Consider the following 19,108-nt stretch of genomic DNA (forward strand, 5'->3'; position numbering starts at 1 on the left):
GCCTTTTCATAAGCTTTTTATACTGACTTGTCTTCAGTATTAAAGAAGCTATAGCTATTCATTAGGTTGCGATAATCAGGGATATGGTTGGAGAATAAAGCCCCTAAACCTTCCACATCATTACGCCAGTCACGGTGTAATTCACATGCCATACCAAACCATGTCATCAATTGCGCACCTGCACTCGACATACGGTCCCAAGCAGCATCACGTGTTAAGGGATTAAATGTACCAGAAGCATCAGTAATAACGAAAACTTCAAAGTCCTCTTCAAGTGCAGCCAGGGCAGGGAAGGCAACACAGACTTCTGTGACTACACCTGCGATAATTAACTGTTTCTTGCCTGTGGCTTTGACTGCTTTAACAAATTCTTCATTGTCCCAGGCATTGATTTGACCTGGACGTGCGATAAATGGTGCGTCTGGGAACATTTCTTTCAGTTCTGGCACCAAAGGACCATTTGGACCATTTTCAAAACTTGTAGTTAAAATTGTGGGTAAATTAAAATATTTCGCTGCTGCTGCAACAGCCAATACATTAGTTTTAAATTTGTCTGGATCAATATCTCGTACCAATGATAATAAACCAGTTTGATGGTCAACGAGTAATACAGCAGCATTGTCTTTGTCTAAACGAACGTATGGTTTTCCCATTTGAATTATTCCTATGTTATTTAAAAATGATCTAGATACTGAGGTAAAATTGGATCGGTACCTAGATGAATACGCTTTTATACTAGGGTTAAAATATTTAAAGAAAAAGACGAGTTTTTAAGATAAATAATCTTATAAATAAGATAGTCGATTAAATATCTGAATCTGTTTTGAAATTGTTATTTTGATTTGTATTGTCCTGTCAGTGAGATAGAGCATGCTAGGAAAGTACTGGGTGAAGCGATTGAAATTAATTAAAATAAGACCATGTTTAGTCCTAGAGATAGGAGTTTGAAATGAAAAAAGTGATAGGCGTTTACCGCAATAAAAATATGCATTGGGTAGGTGATGGTTTTCCAGTAAAAAATCTATTTTCTTATGATCGCTTAGGTCAGGCGATTAGCCCATTTTTATTGTTAGATTATGCAGCACCATATCATTTTGATGCTACGACTGCACAACACGGAGTAGGATCACATCCGCATCGTGGCTTTGAAACGGTTACTATTGTCTACCAAGGTGAAGTCAGCCACAAAGACTCAGCGGGTGGTGGCGGAACTATTAAAACAGGCGATGTGCAGTGGATGACTGCAGGTGCAGGTTTGGTTCATGAAGAGTTTCATTCACAAGCTTTTGCTGAAAAAGGTGGTCTGTTTGAAATGGTACAGCTTTGGGTAAACTTACCTGCAGCGGATAAAATGACTGCACCAAAATATCAAGCGATTGAAGCAACGGATATTCCTGTAGTGAAATTTGACGATAACGCAGGACAACTTCGGGTCATCGCAGGGCAATATGTTGAGCATCAGGGTGCAGCTTCAACGTTCAGCCCAGTGAATGTTTGGGATGTTGAACTAAGTGCAGAGCATGTTGAAAACATTTTTGTACCTGTGGATCATAATACTTTACTGGTGGTACTCAAAGGTGAATTGATGATAAATGCAACTCAGCATGTGGAAGATCATTCGATTGTAATGTTTGCAAAAGATGCTGAAGCACATATTCAAATTGAAGCAATCCAAGATGCTAAATTTTTGGTATTGACGGGTAAACCTTTGAATGAGCCAATCCAAGGTTATGGTCCATTTGTGATGAATACGAAAGAGGAAATTATTCAAGCGTTTAATGACTTTAATAGTGGTAAATTTGGTGTAATTCCTGTCCAAAGTTAAATGAAAGCGGATCAAATGATCCGCTTTTTTTATGTATCAATGATTAATTTTTAACAGGTGAAATTTTTAGATAAAAAAAAGAGCTTCTATCCCACACTATAGAAGCTCTATTACGCTGTAAGTTTTCTTTATACTTTTCATACATTCACTTAAGTAAATGTGTGAATTAGTTATCATTTATGCCGCCCATAATACTGAATGCGTTTTTATTTGTAAATAGAATAAAAGGTAAAATAGTGAATTTATCTACATATTTTTAAATGGATTTTATTGTAAAATTAAAAATATCTTTATAAAAAAATAAGTTATCCACTATGTTGTGGAAATTTAAACTAAAATATTTTTCTAATTGTTGATTTAAAAACGGTCTAATAGTGAAAAACCATAAAAACTGGAACTTTTTAATAGCCTATTTTTAAGATGCTTCATTCATAATAAAAAAAATGGTTAACGCTTGGATAATAACTTTGAATATTGCAGTGATTGGTAGCGGCATGGCTGGGCTTGCTACCGCAAGAATTCTGAAAGATGCAGGACATTGCATCACCATCTTTGAAGCTTTACCTGGTCGTGGAATGGATAGCCATAGTCTAGCGTTTGAAGGTGGTCTGATTGATGCGCCATTACGTGTGATGAATCCGCATTTATGGAAAAATACGTTAAGTTTAGCCACACATTTGGGTATTAAAACGTTTCCTGTACGCACATTTATGGCATGCAGTTGGTTATTTGAAGATAAAACTGAAACATGGTTAACCACTACACGGTCAAGGATTGGTAATTTCCCGATTATTAATAATCGCAAAGGCATTAAGCAATACGGTTGGCGTTTAGTGAAAGGTATGTTGCAACTAAAAACCGCCATTCACCAATTTTTTAAATCTAAAAATCAAGATATTACGTTGGCTGAATTTATTAATCACAATGATATTGAAGAGGTATTTTGGCATGGAGCGGTGATGCCTGTGCTGTATACCATTTGCACTTGTGACCCAAAAACTATTGGTGAGTGGCCTGCAAAACCGTTGTTGGTGTTTTTAAGACAACTGACGGATGGTGATGCTTTATTGCGTTTGCATGGGGGGACACCTGCTTTAGTGGATAAACTGGTAGAAGGGATCGATGTTCATAGCGGTTCGGCAGTTTCCAGGGTTGAGCAACAAGGTGAACAAGTTTTAGTGGAAAATGAGCAGGGTGAACAGCTTTATTTTGATCGTGTGATCGTGGCTACCCCAACCACAAAATTAGAAAGCTTTTTAAATGCTGAACAGTTTGCAGAAGATATTGCCTTATTAAAACAATTCAAGTTTGAACAAGGTGAATTGGTCATGCATACCGATGCAACAGTGATGCCGCCTAACCGCAAAGATTGGTGTGTGCTCAGTTATATGATGGATCGTAAATTTACTCAGCAACAATTTACGGTATGGCTCAACTCAGTTGAGCCAAGCCTTGTGGGTAAATCTCCTGTGTTCCAAACGTGGCGACCGATTACTGCAATTGATCCGAAAAAGGTCATTTCAAGTGTAACGTTGACCCGCGCTGTGGTGAATTCTGAAACCGTGGCATTGAACAAAGAATTACAACAACGCCATCTGCAAGCCAACCGTAAAGTCTTCTATTGTGGTTCTTGGTCATGTAATGGCTTACCAATTTTAGAATCTGCGGTGACTTCTGCCATGCATATTGCAGAAATTTTTGGTGCGCCATTGCCATTTATGGGTTTAAAACCTAAAGTTGAGGTTGCACCCCAACTCGGCTACTGATGTGTTATGAACTGGATTCAAGCAATACAGCAACAATTTTCACAACATAAATATGCTATTAATGCAAAAATCTTAGGTGATGATGCGCTGTATGCTTGGACAAATTTAGGATATTGGACTGCAACCACGCAGTCCTATCCACAAGCTTGTCGCCAATTGGCAGATCAGTTGGCACAAGCAGTTGATTTAAATTCAAGCGATCACCTTTTAGATCTAGGCTGTGGACGAGGTGCAAGTATTTTGCACTGGAAAAATTATTATAAAACTCAAAGACTCAGTGCAGTAGATATGCAACAACACTGCATTGATCAACTACAGCATAATCTAAATTCAAACATTCAGTTTTACTCAGGTTCATTTTTAAATTTAAAAAATATTTTATCGGATACGCATTTTGATGTTGTGCTTTGCGTGGATGCTGCTTATCACAGCGATTTAAATTTATTTTTAGCGTCTGTGCGACCTTTTTTAAATTCAAAAGGGCGAATCGGTTTTCATTACTTAATGTTAACTGACAAATGGCAAAACTTGTCGAGCTTTGAACAAGAAAAATATCGTTTATTGCTGAAATCAGCAGATGTTCAGATCAAGCATTTACCTACTCAGACTGATATTCAACAGATCATGCAGCAGTATCGGTTGGAGAATATACAGATTGATGATTTGTCTGAGCGAGTTTTACTGGGCTTTGCTGACTATATTTCACAGCGAAAGTTTTCTGGAGAACATAAGCATCTCCTCGATAGTTTTAAAATAAAAATGACCGCCAAGCTCTGTAATAAACTGTATACGGATGGCTTAGTACGTTATATTCAGATTACCGCTCAAAAAGGGCAATGAAAATAATAAGGGCAATAACATGTCAGTAAAATATTCAGGTGGTTGTTTGTGTGGTGCAGTTCGTTATCACGCTGAAGTTGAACCGAAAGTCAGTTTTAATTGTCATTGTCGAGATTGTCAAAAGTCTAGTGGTGGAGCCTATGCACCGATCGCATTCTTTGCTCAATCACAACTCAATATTCAGGGCGATGTAAAGTATTATCAATCTTTGGGTGTTTCAGGGAAAATGATAAAACGTGGTTTTTGTGGCAATTGTGGTTCAAATTTATTTGGTTTACCAGAAATTGCGGCAGAACTGATTTCAATTCGTGCTGGAACTTTGGATGATCCTAATATGTTTCGACCTAAATTTGAAATATTTACCAGTCATGCAAGTCAATGGGATATTTTAAATCAAGATATTCAGCACTTTACACACGCCATAGAAAAGAAAAAGTAAAATAAAAACTAGTATTTAAAAACAACAAAACCTCACTAAAAAGCGAGGTTAAGTAAAATGGTGCCGGCACACGGATTCGAACTGTGGACCTACTGATTACAAGTCAGTTGCTCTACCAACTGAGCTATGCCGGCAACGTGGCGAGAATTCTACAGAAAAATGACGATATTGCAAGCCAAAAAATAAGCACTTGAACTATGTGAGTGATTTATTTTTAGAGTGATGAGATTTGATACATATTTTGATTCTCATCACATTGAAATGCTTAAAATAAACTTATAGTTTTGCCAGAGTAAGCTGTGCTAAAGCATGATTCGATTGTGCTGCTTTTTGCAACCATTGTTGTGCCTGCAATTGGTCTTTGGCAATGCCTATGCCTAGGCGATATGCTTGAGCTACCTTAAATTGTGCTTTTGCATCACCTTGATTGGCAGCTTTTAGGTACCATTGGAAGGCTTCTGTTTCATTTTTTGTACCGATTAGACCCATTTCTGCAATGGTCGCAAGACGATATTGGGCTTGAATATGATGATTTTTAGCTGCCATCTTTAACCATTGATAGGCAAGCTTTTGGTCAGCTTGAACTTCTTCCCCATTAAAATATTTCATTCCGACTTGATATTGTGCTTCAATATCATCTTTCTTCGCAGCCGCCAAATTCCATGCCAAAGATTGGCAATCGTATGCTAATTTTGTTGTGGTAGTAGTATTCAATACATTTGAATCTGCGAATGCTACATTGTGCATAAAAAGTGCAGCAGATAGAATCATGGTTAAATTTTTCATATTTTTCTTCTTTATGTGATTGAGTTGTCATTATTTTTATCAAAGTTGACTGATTTTGTAAACATTAGGAAAATAAAATATATAAATAATTTTAAATTATTATTTAATATATTGTTTTTTAATGATTTTATTTTAATTAAAATAATTAAATTTATATAAATAATGTATATTTAATTGTTAAGATATTTTAAATATAATGTTATTATAAAGATTAATTTTATTATTCATTTAGTAAATTTAAATAAATAGCCCGTATTTATTTACGGGCTATGTCGAATATTAATATGCTTTAAAAAGATGAAGATACATTAAAGTTTTAAATATATACATGTGGATCTAAAAATAAGCATTTATTTGCTCCTTAAAACTTGGTCTAGGTCTTGAGCGCATTCTTCTAAGGTAAGTGCCATGTCTATTTGCATTTGTGGCTTCAGCTCATTTGCTAATTTTCTCCATTGTTCAATTAAGCGAATTGCTTTTTGTACTTTATGTTTATTGATGTCCTTTGCGATGGTTGGGGTATATCCACCACGTTTAGCATTTTTGATTTGTTTTACATAATTGGCGCTGTTATTCATTCTAACTCCCGAATACCAGAATCTATGTTTTGAGTCTGCTTTTTTCGCTTGTTGATACTGCATCTTTGATAGTAGCCATGAAACATTGCATCTAAATGATATTTAATTCTATTTTTCTCCTCAGGGCTGTAGGCTATACCAACTACTAATAGCAAAATATTTATTTTAATCAACTGGATAAGATTGGTTTTTATAAAAATGATTGTCTTTTTAAATAGTTAAGATATAGGCGGATTTGTATCTATATATTTAATACGTCTTTAAAGGAACTAAAGCGTAGGGGATATCGATCAAAAATATGCAAATTGTCAGACAAAATCTAGCATATTTTGTCGGTAAAAGTTGAATCTTTTTATAATTGTCGTTATAAATGATAGATGAAATAGTCATCTTTTTGTCATAAGAAATGAGTATTTTTAGCTTGGAAAATACACATGTTAAATAGCTAAATAAAACTCTTATTCACAATAAGTCAATTGTCTAATTTAAAAGCGATGATAAACTTTGATAGTTTAGCCAAATAATTCAGCTTATTTGTGGAAAAGTGAAATAAAAAGCGGTATAAAAAGAGACAAATTATAAAAATAGATAAGGAAGGCAACTCATGGATTTAATGTTTCTTGCGACACTCACTATACTTGCAGTAGTCAGTATGATTGCTTATAAAGGACTGAAAAATAAGCAGAAACTAGATAGTGCTTTAAGACAGCGTGCAGTTTTTAATTCAAATGAATTAATCACTTATGCACGTATTAAAGAAATTTTACCGACTGCAAATATTTTAGCACATGTATCTTTCGATGCATTGCTTACCACAAAATATTTACATACTCGTCGTAAATATCAAAAGATGTTTGCAGATTTTGTGGTATTAGATCAAGAGTTTAAAGTGATGGCAGTGATTACTTTAGATGATCCAAATGCGATGAAATGGATAAATACCGATCGAAATCAAGATACTCTGCTAGAAATGGCGGGGTATCGAGTGATTCGCTATCAAGGTGTGCCAGAGTATCAACAATTACGTGAAGATTTTATGCAAGATTATGCCAATATTCACGATACATTCACGACACAAGCAACAGTAAATCTAGACGCTTATGCTGAACGTTTAGCTCGCTCGCGTGTTTATGGTTAATTGTAAATGCGCATGTGAATCATGCGCTAAGTAAATGGGTAGTTAGCAAGTAGCTTAAGCAAATAAAATTATTTTAAATAAAGTGCTTAAGCTAAGGTTTAACCGCAACGACTGTCATTTCAACTAAAACTTCAGGTTTATACATTTTTGCTTCAACGCAAGTGCGTGGAAGTGCTTGCATATCAGAACACCAAGCATCCCAAATCTCATTCATACTCGCATAATCATTTTCGATGTCTTTTAAAAAAAATCATTACAGACAGGATGTGACTTTTGTTAGTACCTGCGTCCGCAAGAAAAGTATCGATTGCAGCGAGCGTTTGTTGCGTTTGTCCTCGAATATCAAGACTGAGGTCGGTGGCTAATTGACCAGCTAAATGAACTAAGTTTCCCGAAATTGCAATTTCTGAAAAGCGTGGGCTAATGTGCATACGTTGTACAGTCATGCGGATTCTCACATATTTTTATCATTAAAGTTTACGTGAACATCTTCATTATGAATATGGTTTTTTATGCAAACGCATACAGCGGTTCTATTTGCTTTAGGTATTTTGCTTGAAAAATGAGAATTAAGCGTTGTTCTGGACACACGACAATATTCCCTAAATTTAAAAAGCAAATCTCGGCTTGACGCAGCTGATTTAAGCAAAATGCAATGGAACTTTGAAGAGGACAAAGTTGCGGAAGTACTGCTGTACTGGTGCTATTTAAAGGTATATTTTTCATGTTCTCACCTACAAATGAAATGGAAATGGATGCGAAAACGCATCCATCTTTAACTGTTTTTAGTACTGTGAAGGGGTGTAATTTTTAAGCTCGGATTTGGGTTTTGTACCGACTTGATACCAGTCGATATGTCGGGTGATGAACATCACAGCAGCAAGGACGATAAAGGAAATCACTGAGCCGATAAGGAAGGTTTTTCCTGATGATTGCAATAATAAATACATCACTGCATAAAGCGTACTTAAAATCAGGCTAAAGATTGCAGCAGCTTTGATTCCTCGCATTACGAAGAATAGATACCATGTCATCAAACCTACACAGGCGATTGCTGCGACTATATAAGCCCAAGCAAAGGCGTAATATTCACTGATTGAGAGTAATAGGACAAAGAAAATGCCTTGTGCCATTGCCACTAAAGCATATTGAATCGGGTGGATTCGCAAGCCTTTCATGACTTCAAACAAGAAGAAACAACCAAAAGTAATGATGATAATAACGATACCGTATTTAATTGCACGGTCAGTTTGGGTATAGACATTGACAGATTCTAGAAACTCGGTTGAAAGTCCAATTTTTTCTATATTTTGTCCACTTTCATAGGCTGTGACTGCTTCATTACTACTGCGAGTTAAGTAAGCGTGACTGAGTTGGCGCATACAATCACTATTTTCACAATTGGCGATTTTATTAAGATTTTGTTGTCCCAGTGCGATATTTTTCCACTGTGCGCTAAATTGTTCAGTTTGACTCATTTTTGCATAAGGTAGGCTTTGTCCATCGTATTTGGTGTCTGCCCAATTACCTTTTGCGTTATAAGTGACGTGATGACTGGTTGGAATCAAGTTGAATTTACTTAAACCCTTCGTTTGAAGTTGTAAGTTAAATTCAAAACCATTTTGAATCGCTTGCAAGATTTCAGGATGTTTTTGCACAGAAACTGTCATAAAATCAAAACCTGATTGATCCTTCGCTTGTTCGTTTATTTGAAATGTGTAATTTTGATTGTTAATTTTAATGGAAGGTTGTTTTTCTAAGCCGCGTGGATCATGTAAAGGAAAAATGATTTGCGCCTTATTCCATTCATAATTTTTTTGATCCAGTTCAGGTTTATAAAAAGCACCTTTCGCAGACAAATTTGCTTGATAGTCAATCGCACGATAAATCGTTCGTCTGTAATTATTATCCGATACATTAAAATTAGCTGTCCAATCGGTACTGTCAGCACCTAAGTACATAAAATATTGTTCGGTACATGGAAATGGCTTTTTTTGATCATCCAGACAGGTTTTTTGTTCTGTATAGGGAACTTGCACATAGGGCGCAATAATGGTTTGTGGTCTAATTTGGGTACTGGAAATATCTCGAATGAAGTCTTGTTGATAACTTTGACGTTCGGAAACGAGGTTTTGGATAAAGAGTAAACCAATGCCAAATATGCCAATCAATATAAAAATAGCAATGATTTTAAATGTAAGAAAATGAGATCTCATCATAATTTCCTTAAATATATGTAGATCTCAATAGTGTGTAAAAAGTAGATGTTTTTTATTTGAGTTGTTTTTGAGTTTTATGTGAAATTTGGGTGAAGTTGAAAATGATGCATCTTGGCATCAGTTTTGTAATACATTTTAAAATTAAGTGAGGTGTATCGTGACACCAACACCTTGTCGATGGGGTTGTATTAAACCAATTTGATTTTCATTCATATTTTCAATTTTAATCTGCCCATGATGTTGTTCAATCACTTGCTTCACGATGCTTAATCCAATACCTGAACTGCGTTGCTGGGAAATTGGACGTGGCAAGGAGAAATAAGTATCAAAAACTTGCTTGAGGGCATATTCTGGAATCCATTCACCTTCGTTAAAGATTTTAAACTCAATGCCTTGGTGATGATGTTGATGCAGTTGAAGCAAAATCTTGCCTGAATGGGGCGTAAAATCCAAAGCATTATCCAGTAAGTTCGCAAAAGTTTGTTGTAGCCAAAAACGATCAGCCTGAATCAGACATTCATTTTCAATGTCTAGTAAACATTGAATTTTTTTATTTTGAATTTGACTGGCGTATTGCTGTAAGACGTGTTGGACTAGTTGGGAAAGATCAAAATTTTGTAGTTCAAGTTGATGTTTGGATTTTTCTAAACGTGTCAGCAGTAACATCCGATCAATCAAGGTTTTTAAGCGTTGGCTTTGTTGATAAATATGTGTGGCAAATTGTTGTTGATCTGCTAAAGGTAAGTCTTCCTTGAGTAACTCGGCACTGGCTTGAATCGCTGTAAGTGGACTTTTCAACTCATGGGTGAGCGTATTGACATAGTGTTCAACATAGGCACGATCTTCAAGTTTTTCTCGCATGGTTTCAATCGCTTGTGAAACTAAGTTAAGCTCTTGCGCAGAACGAAAGTGTGGCGCTTGATTGACAGGTGCGAGTGCTTGGGCATATTTACGGACACGGTCAATACTGTGTTTTAGCCAATACGCCACCAAACTGGCAAGAAACAAACTCAATAATGCGATCCAAGCTGCTTGACGGAAAAGTTGATTTTCTGAACGTTGAATATAAGGTTGTACAGAACGATTGGGCTTGCCGATGCTCACCACGCCGATCAGTTGCTGCTGTTGATTGACCTGATAATAAATAGGTGCTGCAATAAACATAGTGCTGTAATTGCTCCCCAAATCATTGCCTTTCAGGTCATAACTGCGTGTAGAACGGACACCGTATTTTCCTTTTAAAGTCAGATAAATATCATTCCATTGTGAATAATCCTGCCCCGTGGCAATCCCTTGTGAATCATAAATGACAATGCCTTTTGCATCAGTAATATAGATTTGTTGGTTAATTTCCTTTTTATTGTGTTGCCAAATCGTGGCATTCAGTTTGCGATTTAAAGCTTGTTGAATTTTTTGATCAAATTGGGGCGTACTGACGTGATTTTCATATACATCTTCAGCTACTAACATGGCGATAATATTGGCATTTTCTGCAAGTGTATCTTCAACCACTTGGCGTACATTGGGTTTTACTTGTTGATTAAAAGTGTAGGACATAAACCACAGTCCGAGTAAAATGATTAAACCAAAGAAAAACCAAATGCGTATAAAAATGGACATCGTATTACCCATTTAACTTGATGAATAATTCAAATAAATATTGGAGATATTTATTCACTTTTGAAATATCCCCACAATAGCCAAAGGGGTGCCAATATTAGAAAAATTGTCAGTAAATAAAAGGTTTTAAAATACATTGCTATAGCAAAAATAAAAGCACTTAGACAGCAAGCGATGAAACTAAATTTAAACGTAAGATCGAAGAACTTTTCTATTGGGGTTTGAGGTGTTCGTTCATCATCCTCAACATAGAAATCCTCGTTATACACTTGTGAAATAAAAAAGAATATGCAAATGAACAGGTTAGCAAGAGCAGGAACTAAAATAAATAATCCAAGGTTGATCAAATCAACAGCCACTTTATCTATCCTTTGATCTATAGTTTAACTCATTCTTTTTAAGCTATAACCAAAACCGCGATGCGTTTGAATCGGGTCGTGTTCAGTTGAAATGTGTTTGAGCTTTTGTCTTAGACTTTTGATATGCGTATCTACAGTACGCTCCAAACTATGTTCGGGATGTTCCCAAATATGATCCATCAATTGTTGGCGACTAAATACCTGTTCAGGATGATCAATCAACAATTTCAACAAACGATATTCATAACGAGTCAGTTGCAGCAGCGTACCCAAATAATAAATCTGTAAGCACTCGTCATGACATTGCCAAACTTGAGATGTTTGCTGTGGATTATCTTTTATTTCATTGGATTGCGCATTTTTTAATTGATTTTGAATTTCCATTCTTCGCCAAATAGCTTTGATCCTTGACACAATTTCTCGTGAGCTAAAAGGCTTAGCACAGTAATCATCTGCTCCAATTTCTAAGCCAATAATTCGGTCAATTTCATCATCACGTGCTGTTAAAAAAAGCAAAGGTGTATGGTTGAAATGGCGAATTTTTTTACAGACATCAAAACCATTGATGTCAGGTAAACCCACATCTAAAATAATAAAATCAAAGCTTTGCTCTTGCACATAGTCAATCGCCTGCGTGCCTGTATTTGCCCAAGTGACTTGCCAATCTTCACGTTCAAGTGCATAGCGTAAAGGCATTACAATTGCGGCATCATCTTCAACACATAAAATATGTTTTTTATTATTCATTGGATTGTAAATTTCAAGGAATCGCTTCGAGTGTACTGAAAATCACATTGATAGGCGAATGAAATTTAAGTGAAGTTTGTGTGAACTTTGAGAAAGGGAGCGTGCAGCATTTAAAAAGTAGGAGGGCAATTATTCATGTGACATTCTGAGCGCCCTGTAATATTCGGATTTGATCGTCACGCCAATCACAGGACAGCAGAGTAAAAGTATTGGTGACTTTTACTCACTCAGCAGATACATGGATAATGTATTGCGAGAAATAGATTACTCTAATTTTGGTGAAGGTGGGAGAGTATTTGATTAAAATTAATTCTTTTGTCTGAAAAATGAACGACTCTTTTTCACTTTAATATTGAATAGACAGTTCACCACAATGAAAGTTGTGATTCATCTTGCTGTTCAGAGAGCTGGTACAGCCCTACACCGATTAAACGAAATTGAAAATGTTCAGGTATTTGCATTTCTGATAAAAGAATGTGTACCGCCTTTTGCATATCTTGTTGTGAATTGAGCGCATGTTTAAAGCTTTTACTGTGTTGTAAAACCTGAAAATTTTTTAATTTTAATTTGACCGTCACGCCACGTGCTTGGATTTGTTTTTTGACTAAACTTTGCCAAACACGTGCAATTAAACTCTCCCAATAAGGCAAACATTGCGCTAAAGTCAGATCATCATCAAAGGTGGTTTCATTGGAAATCTGTTGTCGTTGTCGCTCGACTTGCACAGGACGCTCATCAATACCTTGTGCATATAAAAACAGTTGCTTGCCATATTTTCCAAAATGCTGAATTAAAAAAATCTCCTCAACTTGTTGCAAATCTCCGAGCGTTTGCAAATTCAAATTTTTAAGTTTTTCTTGGGTCACTTTACCAACGCCAGGAATTTTCTTGAGTGGTAGATCATAAATAAAATGTTGGACTTGGCGAGGTTTAATGATGCAAATGCCATTGGGCTTATGCCAATCTGAGGCAATTTTAGCAAGGAATTTATTGGGTGCAACGCCTGCTGAGGCGGTCAGTCCCGTATGTTTAACGATGTCTGCCCGAATCCGTTCCGCAACTTCGGTTGCACTTGGGATATTTTGTAAGTTTTCAGTGACATCTAAATACGCCTCATCTAAGGATAAGGGTTCGATCAGTACTGTGTATTGTTGAAAGATTTGATGAATCTGTGCAGAAACTTCCCGATATTTTTCAAAATTCGGTTCGATCACGACCACATGGGGACACAATTTTTTGGCTTGTGACATCGACATGGCAGAGCGTAAACCAAACTCACGTGCAGGATAAGATGCAGCCGCAATCACTGCGCGTGGATGATGCGAGGCAATCACCACAGGTAAATGTTTCAAGTCAGGACGCTCTCGTAGCTCGACTGAAGCGTAGAAAGCATCCATGTCGATATGAATGATTTTTCTCATATTTTCAAGTCAAATTGACCAGATCGTTTTTATCTTAACTGAATTGGAGAAAGGACTCATCTTTAAATCTGATTTTACAAAATTTTCTGCGACAAAATACGACTTTTGACCTTCATATCAAGGTTGCAGGTGATTCTCCTGCAAAAATTGCTGCCACTCTTTTTCATCACCATAAAATACATTTAAATCGACATTTTTATGAATCCCTGAAATCTTAGCTTGATTGGTCTGCTGCCAAAATATCCAACCACGTTGATCTTTCAAATCAGGTTTGTCGTGATATTCACGAATCCAAATCGGCGTATTGTTAAATTCACCAAGCAAAATAATATTATAAAAATTTTTTGAGGTATAAAAAATTGGCTGTTTGCCATAATGAGCTTGCAAGCGATCATGCATGATTTTGATTTGTTTCAGTAATTGTTCTTTGGTAAAGGTATTAATGCAATTGCTGTCATATTCTAAATCCATCACGGGCGGTAGTGCATCGGATTTATTTGGCACCGTATCGATAAAATTTTGTGCTTGGATATTGCCTTCACGACATAAACGAAAAAAATGATAGGCACCTACACGCATGCCACGTTCACGTGCTTCGAGCCAATAGTTTTGAAATAACGTATCTTTAAAATCCCCACCTTCAGTAGCTTTCAGATAGACAAATTGATATTGCTGTGGAGAAATTTGTTTCCAGTTGATTTGACCTTGATGATGTGACACATCAAAACCTTTGATTGGATAAGGTTCAGCGGAAGCCGCATTATAGTGGACAATTACCAAAGCCAAACTGATCAGGCAGCCAACGATCACAATCGTCAATGCGACACGATTGTGACAAAAATTTGCTGAAATCTTGGTTAAATGTTTTGGCATCATCATTTTAAATATAGAGAAGCAGTCATTTTAATGCGAACCTTATCACAAGACTATGCGAGATCTGTTATATTTTAAATCTCTTGGTTTTTGGGAATCTGATAAAAAATAATCGCGGTAATAATGTTAATTAAACCTAAACAAATCAATGTGTAATGAAATGCTTGCGTGATTTGTGCTTCACCTAAATGGTTTGTAAATACATTCAGTAAAGTCCCTGCCAATGCAATTCCGATACTCATCGACAACATCATAATCATCGACAAAAAACTGTTACCACTACTGGCATCTTGTTGTGGTAAGTCTTTGAGGGTTAAGGTATTCATCGCAACAAACTGTAAAGAGTTTAATGTCCCAAATACAAAGAAATGCACAGCTCTAAGCCATGTCGGTGTATCTGCTGTAGTCAGTGCAAAACTTGCAATACATGCCCCGACCAAAAAGGTATTGATCAGTAAAAGTCTACGATAGCCGACTTTGGAAATCATTGGGCGGATAATGGGTTTTGAAAATAATGAACCTAATACCATAGGCGTTAGCATAATCCCTGTCATGAATGGTTCCATCTGAAAGGCAACTTGCAACATCAAAGGCAAAATAAAAGGAATAGCATTACTTCCAAAACGAGCAAAAAAGTTACCTAAAATCCCAATGGCATAGATTCTGTTTCTAAATAATTTACTACGAAATAAAGCATTTTGATGGGTATGCGCATGATAAGCATAGATCAGCGCAGCAATAAAGCCCGTGATAAATAAACCAAGACTAAAACTTCTGGATACCTCTCGACTGGCAATATTTTCAATGCCCAATGCCATTCCAACCATCGCAATCACCAGTAAAATAAAACCACTCAAGTCGAATTTTTTCACTGAAGGTTCGGTGGTATTTGGCATGGCTTTAAAAGTTACAAACATCCCTAATAGCCCAATGGGGAGATTGATCAAAAAAATCCAATGCCATGAAGCGTATTCAACCAACCAGCCGCCTAATGTTGGTCCCATCAAAGGTCCCATTAAACCCGCCAAACTCATTAAACTCATTGCAGACAAAAACTGTTCACGTGGAATAATGCGTAGCATCGCTAATCGCCCGACAGGCAGTAACAATGCACCACCGATGCCTTGTAATACGCGAAATGCAATTAATAGATTAAAATCATTGGATAAAGCACAGCCAAGAGAGGCAAGTGTAAAAATCACGATGGCAGCAAAAAAGGTATTTCTTACCCCAAAACGATCGGCGAGCCAACCACTTAAAGGAATACATGCGGCTACTGAAAGGACATAACTGATGACCACACCATGCATACGCAAAGGGTGCTCTTGTAGACTAGTCGCCATTGCAGGTAAGGCGGTATTGATAATGGTGGTATCTAAACCTTGCATGAAAAAGCCAATGGACACCAAAAAGACCAGTAGGTAAAACTCAGGCTGTAATTTTTGATGTAATGGGGTGGCTGTCATATTTCTTCAAAAGTTTAATTTTTCAATATTCTAAAGTAATCGTGAGTTTAAATCTGTAAAAAGCGTGTTGTGTTGTTGGTCAATAAACTGCAATCATTTTGTCACCGATTTGTCATAAGGATTTCATTCAAGTTGCATAAATTACTCAAAATTTAAGTGAAGAATGGAAAATAAATGAAATTTAAAATTTCAGCATTGTGTCTGGCAATGCTTTCGATGGGGTTAGTGGCATGTAATGAGGATAAAGACAATTCAACCCATGACAAACCACCTATTGTTGAAGAAGTAACCCCTGCAACGATCAGTTTAAGCCGTCTAGGTAGCTATGAAACGGGTGTATTTGAAGAAAGTGCTGCAGAAATTCCTGCATACGATGCAGCATCAAAACGCATTTTTGTTGTGAATGCTAAAAAAGGTGTAATTGATGTTTTAGATGCATCCCAGCCTGAAAAACCAGTACATATCGGTGAATTGTCAGCACGAGAACATTTGGCAAACTCTGAAGTGAACTCTGTTTCTGTTAAAAATGGGATTGTGGCACTGGCAGTACAGGCTGAAAAGAAAACTGATCCAGGTATCGTGGCGTTTTTTAGTGCTAAGGATTTGAAGTTTATTAGCAAAGTCAATGTTGGGGCATTGCCTGATATGTTGACATTTACCCCAGATGGTAAAACGGTATTGGTTGCAAATGAAGCTGAACCGAATGATGACTATAGTATTGATCCAGAAGGTTCGGTGAGCATTATTGATGTTTCAAATATCAATCAACCCGTGGCAAGTACTGCTGATTTTAAAGCATGGAATACCAAAAAAGCAGAATTGATCCAATCAGGTGTGCGTATTTTTGGACCCAATGCAACTGTTGCACAAGATTTAGAGCCTGAATACATCACCATTAGCGACGATGGTAAAACTGCTTGGGCAAGTTTACAAGAAAATAATGCGATTGCAAAAATTGATATTGCAGCGAAAAAAGTGACAAACATTTATCCACTGGGTTTTAAAGATCATGGACTTACAACTAATGCTTTGGATGTGAGTGATAAAGATGAAAAAATAAATATCCAAGCATGGCAAGGTTTGGTTGGCATGTATCAGCCTGACGCAATTGCACAATATACTGCAAATAATCAAACCTATTTAGTGACTGCCAATGAAGGCGATGCCCGTGAATGGTTCAGTGATGAAGCTGCCTATTTTACAGGAGATGCGAGCAAAGGCTATGTTGAATCCATTCGTATGAAGCACTTATTTAACAAAAAAGGTTTTAATGCTGAAGGGGATTATCCTGCACATCTCGCACAAATCGCCAAGGGGATAAAAGGTGCAAAACTTGATCCAACGATTTTTGCGTATTGTGGTGCAACAGCAACTGAAGCAGGTAAATGCCGTGATGATGAGCAACTTGGACGTTTAAATATCGCATGGAATATGGGGTATGAAACCAATGCGGATGGTTCACCAAAATTAGACGCAAATGGATTATTAACCTATAAAAAGCTTTATGCCTATGGCGCACGTTCATTCAGCATTTGGGATGCACAAGGTCAATTGGTTTGGGATTCGGGGAGCGAGTTTGAGCGTAAAGTAGCTGAACTTTTCCCAAATACTTTTAATACTGATCATGCTGCTGTGGCATTTGATGATCGTAGTGACAATAAAGGGCCTGAACCAGAAGGTTTGACGATAGGAAAAATTGGCAAAAAGACTTTTGCTTTTATCGGCTTAGAGCGTCAAAGTGGCATTATGGTATATGATATCAGCAATCCACAAAAGCCAATGTTTGTACAGTACTTTAATGACCGTAGTTTTAAGCAAGATCAAGTCCTCAAAGACAGTAAAGGTCAACCGATTTTAGATCAGAAGGGCAAGCAGATTTTGATTGAAAAAGGTGATTTAGGACCAGAAGGTTTAACATTTGTCGCAGCCAAAGACTCACCAAATGCCAAGCCAATGCTGATTGTGGGCAATGAAGTCAGTGGTTCTACTGCGGTGTACCAAATCAACCTGAAATAAGTTGATCAAAATAAATCATTCATCAAATAAAAATCGAGCTAAATGCTCGATTTTTTATATTATCTCGGTTTAGATCACGAATCTTTTGGGTGTATGTAAATTCCGAATAGCAGAGAAAATCTCATCTTCGGTGTCGCATACGATTAGTTTTGCCCGATGCTGTGGAGGTAAAAAACCTTCCTGAACCGCATGATCAAGTTGGGCAATCATATGGTTATAAAAGCCATTTACATTATAAAGCATCATGGGTTTTTGATGCTGATTCAGTTGTCCCCAAGTGGCAATCTCAAGAATTTCTTCAAAAGTGCCTAAACCACCAGGAAGCGCAACAAAAGCACTGGCACGTTCCGCCATCATGGCTTTTCTTGCATGCATGTTGGTGACAATGTGCAACTCAGTTAAATTTTTATGCGCAACCTCATAGTCCAATATAAACTCAGGAATGACACCTACGACCTCACCGCCATGCTCAGTAACAGTATCAGCCACCTGTCCCATTAAGCCAATACTTGCACCGCCATATACGATGCCAAAACCGTGTTCCGCAATCCCTTTTGCCAATTGAATCGCTGTTTCTTGATAAATCGGATTATTGCCAAAACGTGAACCACAATACAGGGCAATGAGAACCTGAGTTGCTTTATTTTCTGTGGTTAAAATGCTTTCTAGCGGATTCATAAATGCATTATTCATAAATTATTCTTTCACCTTCATGATCTTTAAATCTTTATTTTTCATTATGATTCTACGGCATAAATATGACAAGTTGAGATAGAGTTATGTTTTGTTTGCAATGTTTTGTAATGTAAACCACTGCAATACGTGCGATTTGCTGAGATTTTTATTGATTTTGAAAAAAAGGATGAATTCCCAAATAGTCTTGATATAATTGAAATCTGTTTTACAACAAACAAATGAATCAACATGGGTAGTGGTTGTCGTCGCTCCGAAATAATACATTTTTTTCCTATAACAAAAGCATTCTATCAATTGAAGCTCACGTCTATTTTATTCA

The 19,108-nt window shown here is 36.8% G+C and carries 18 protein-coding genes, 1 tRNA gene and 1 pseudogene; 6 read left to right on the forward strand and 14 right to left on the reverse strand.

The features are described 5' to 3' along the window. Window positions 1–17: 17 nt before the first annotated feature. Entirely contained in the window at window positions 18–653 is a 636-nt protein-coding gene (gene ycaC / locus DJ533_RS03655; protein WP_065993289.1) for an isochorismate family cysteine hydrolase YcaC, read from the reverse strand. 296 nt (window positions 654–949) lie between these two features. On the opposite strand from ycaC, the gene DJ533_RS03660 reads away from it, so the two are divergent. The 4 genes from DJ533_RS03660 (at window position 950) to DJ533_RS03675 (ending at window position 4,870) form a co-directional block, all read left to right on the forward strand. Beyond that, window positions 950–1,825 (forward strand): pirin family protein, encoded by an 876-nt coding sequence (locus tag DJ533_RS03660; protein WP_065993290.1) that lies wholly within the window; start codon window positions 950–952, stop codon window positions 1,823–1,825. A 467-nt stretch (window positions 1,826–2,292) separates the two neighbouring features. Beyond that, the gene (locus tag DJ533_RS03665) at window positions 2,293–3,591 is read left to right on the forward strand and encodes an FAD-dependent oxidoreductase (RefSeq protein WP_065993291.1); all 1,299 of its coding nucleotides are present in this window, start codon (window positions 2,293–2,295) and stop codon (window positions 3,589–3,591) included. Window positions 3,592–3,597: 6 nt separating this feature from the next. After that, the gene (locus DJ533_RS03670; protein ID WP_065993292.1) at window positions 3,598–4,431 is read left to right on the forward strand and encodes an SAM-dependent methyltransferase; all 834 of its coding nucleotides are present in this window, start codon (window positions 3,598–3,600) and stop codon (window positions 4,429–4,431) included. Between the two features lie 19 nt (window positions 4,432–4,450). Then, window positions 4,451–4,870 (forward strand): GFA family protein, encoded by a 420-nt coding sequence (locus DJ533_RS03675; RefSeq protein WP_065993293.1) that lies wholly within the window; start codon window positions 4,451–4,453, stop codon window positions 4,868–4,870. A gap of 58 nt (window positions 4,871–4,928) precedes the next feature. On the opposite strand, the gene DJ533_RS03680 is transcribed toward DJ533_RS03675, so the two are convergent. The 3 genes from DJ533_RS03680 to DJ533_RS03690 all read right to left on the reverse strand — a co-directional run bounded on the left by DJ533_RS03680 (window position 4,929) and on the right by DJ533_RS03690 (window position 6,234). Next, a tRNA-Thr gene (locus DJ533_RS03680) sits at window positions 4,929–5,004 on the reverse strand. 142 nt (window positions 5,005–5,146) lie between these two features. After that, window positions 5,147–5,656 (reverse strand): tetratricopeptide repeat protein, encoded by a 510-nt coding sequence (locus DJ533_RS03685; RefSeq protein WP_065993294.1) that lies wholly within the window; start codon window positions 5,654–5,656, stop codon window positions 5,147–5,149. 350 nt (window positions 5,657–6,006) lie between these two features. Beyond that, window positions 6,007–6,234, reverse strand: coding sequence for a hypothetical protein (locus tag DJ533_RS03690; protein WP_065993358.1), 228 nt, complete (start codon window positions 6,232–6,234; stop codon window positions 6,007–6,009). A gap of 604 nt (window positions 6,235–6,838) precedes the next feature. Between DJ533_RS03690 and DJ533_RS03695 the strand changes: the two genes are divergently transcribed. After that, window positions 6,839–7,372: a DUF2726 domain-containing protein gene (locus DJ533_RS03695; RefSeq protein ID WP_065993295.1), complete on the forward strand. Its 534-nt coding sequence runs from the start codon at window positions 6,839–6,841 to the stop codon at window positions 7,370–7,372. A gap of 91 nt (window positions 7,373–7,463) precedes the next feature. Here the strand turns inward: DJ533_RS03695 and DJ533_RS03700 are convergent. The 9 genes and pseudogenes from DJ533_RS03700 to mdtD all read right to left on the reverse strand — a co-directional run bounded on the left by DJ533_RS03700 (window position 7,464) and on the right by mdtD (window position 16,077). Then, a pseudogene (locus DJ533_RS03700) lies at window positions 7,464–7,818 on the reverse strand (RidA family protein). A 64-nt stretch (window positions 7,819–7,882) separates the two neighbouring features. Further along, window positions 7,883–8,098: a hypothetical protein gene (locus DJ533_RS03705; RefSeq protein WP_065993296.1), complete on the reverse strand. Its 216-nt coding sequence runs from the start codon at window positions 8,096–8,098 to the stop codon at window positions 7,883–7,885. A 59-nt stretch (window positions 8,099–8,157) separates the two neighbouring features. Further along, a complete protein-coding gene (gene creD / locus DJ533_RS03710) occupies window positions 8,158–9,588 on the reverse strand; it encodes a cell envelope integrity protein CreD (RefSeq protein WP_065993297.1) in 1,431 nt (476 codons plus the stop codon). A gap of 144 nt (window positions 9,589–9,732) precedes the next feature. After that, window positions 9,733–11,211 carry a two-component system sensor histidine kinase CreC gene (gene creC, locus DJ533_RS03715; protein WP_065993298.1) on the reverse strand — a complete coding sequence of 493 codons (1,479 nt, stop codon included), beginning with the start codon at window positions 11,209–11,211 and terminating at the stop codon, window positions 9,733–9,735. Window positions 11,212–11,261: 50 nt separating this feature from the next. Next, window positions 11,262–11,570 (reverse strand): hypothetical protein, encoded by a 309-nt coding sequence (locus DJ533_RS03720; protein WP_065993299.1) that lies wholly within the window; start codon window positions 11,568–11,570, stop codon window positions 11,262–11,264. A gap of 24 nt (window positions 11,571–11,594) precedes the next feature. After that, on the reverse strand, window positions 11,595–12,317 hold the full coding sequence (creB, locus tag DJ533_RS03725; protein WP_065993300.1) for a two-component system response regulator CreB: 723 nt from the start codon (window positions 12,315–12,317) through the stop codon (window positions 11,595–11,597). 365 nt (window positions 12,318–12,682) lie between these two features. Continuing rightward, entirely contained in the window at window positions 12,683–13,738 is a 1,056-nt protein-coding gene (dinB, locus tag DJ533_RS03730) for a DNA polymerase IV (protein ID WP_065993301.1), read from the reverse strand. Between the two features lie 117 nt (window positions 13,739–13,855). Further along, window positions 13,856–14,611 (reverse strand): glycoside hydrolase family 25 protein, encoded by a 756-nt coding sequence (locus DJ533_RS03735; protein ID WP_081406080.1) that lies wholly within the window; start codon window positions 14,609–14,611, stop codon window positions 13,856–13,858. Window positions 14,612–14,685: 74 nt separating this feature from the next. Then, complete coding sequence (gene mdtD / locus DJ533_RS03740) at window positions 14,686–16,077, reverse strand: multidrug transporter subunit MdtD (protein WP_065993303.1); 1,392 nt, start codon at window positions 16,075–16,077, stop codon at window positions 14,686–14,688. A 174-nt stretch (window positions 16,078–16,251) separates the two neighbouring features. On the opposite strand from mdtD, the gene DJ533_RS03745 reads away from it, so the two are divergent. Next, window positions 16,252–18,093 carry a choice-of-anchor I family protein gene (locus DJ533_RS03745; RefSeq protein WP_065993304.1) on the forward strand — a complete coding sequence of 614 codons (1,842 nt, stop codon included), beginning with the start codon at window positions 16,252–16,254 and terminating at the stop codon, window positions 18,091–18,093. A gap of 69 nt (window positions 18,094–18,162) precedes the next feature. Here DJ533_RS03745 and DJ533_RS03750 read toward each other — a convergent pair whose 3' ends face one another. Further along, on the reverse strand, window positions 18,163–18,786 hold the full coding sequence (locus DJ533_RS03750) for an LOG family protein (RefSeq protein WP_228716508.1): 624 nt from the start codon (window positions 18,784–18,786) through the stop codon (window positions 18,163–18,165). Window positions 18,787–19,108: the final 322 nt, after the last annotated feature.

The sequence above is a fragment of the Acinetobacter defluvii genome (genome assembly GCF_001704615.3).
Taxonomy (GTDB): Bacteria; Pseudomonadota; Gammaproteobacteria; order Pseudomonadales; family Moraxellaceae; genus Acinetobacter; species Acinetobacter defluvii.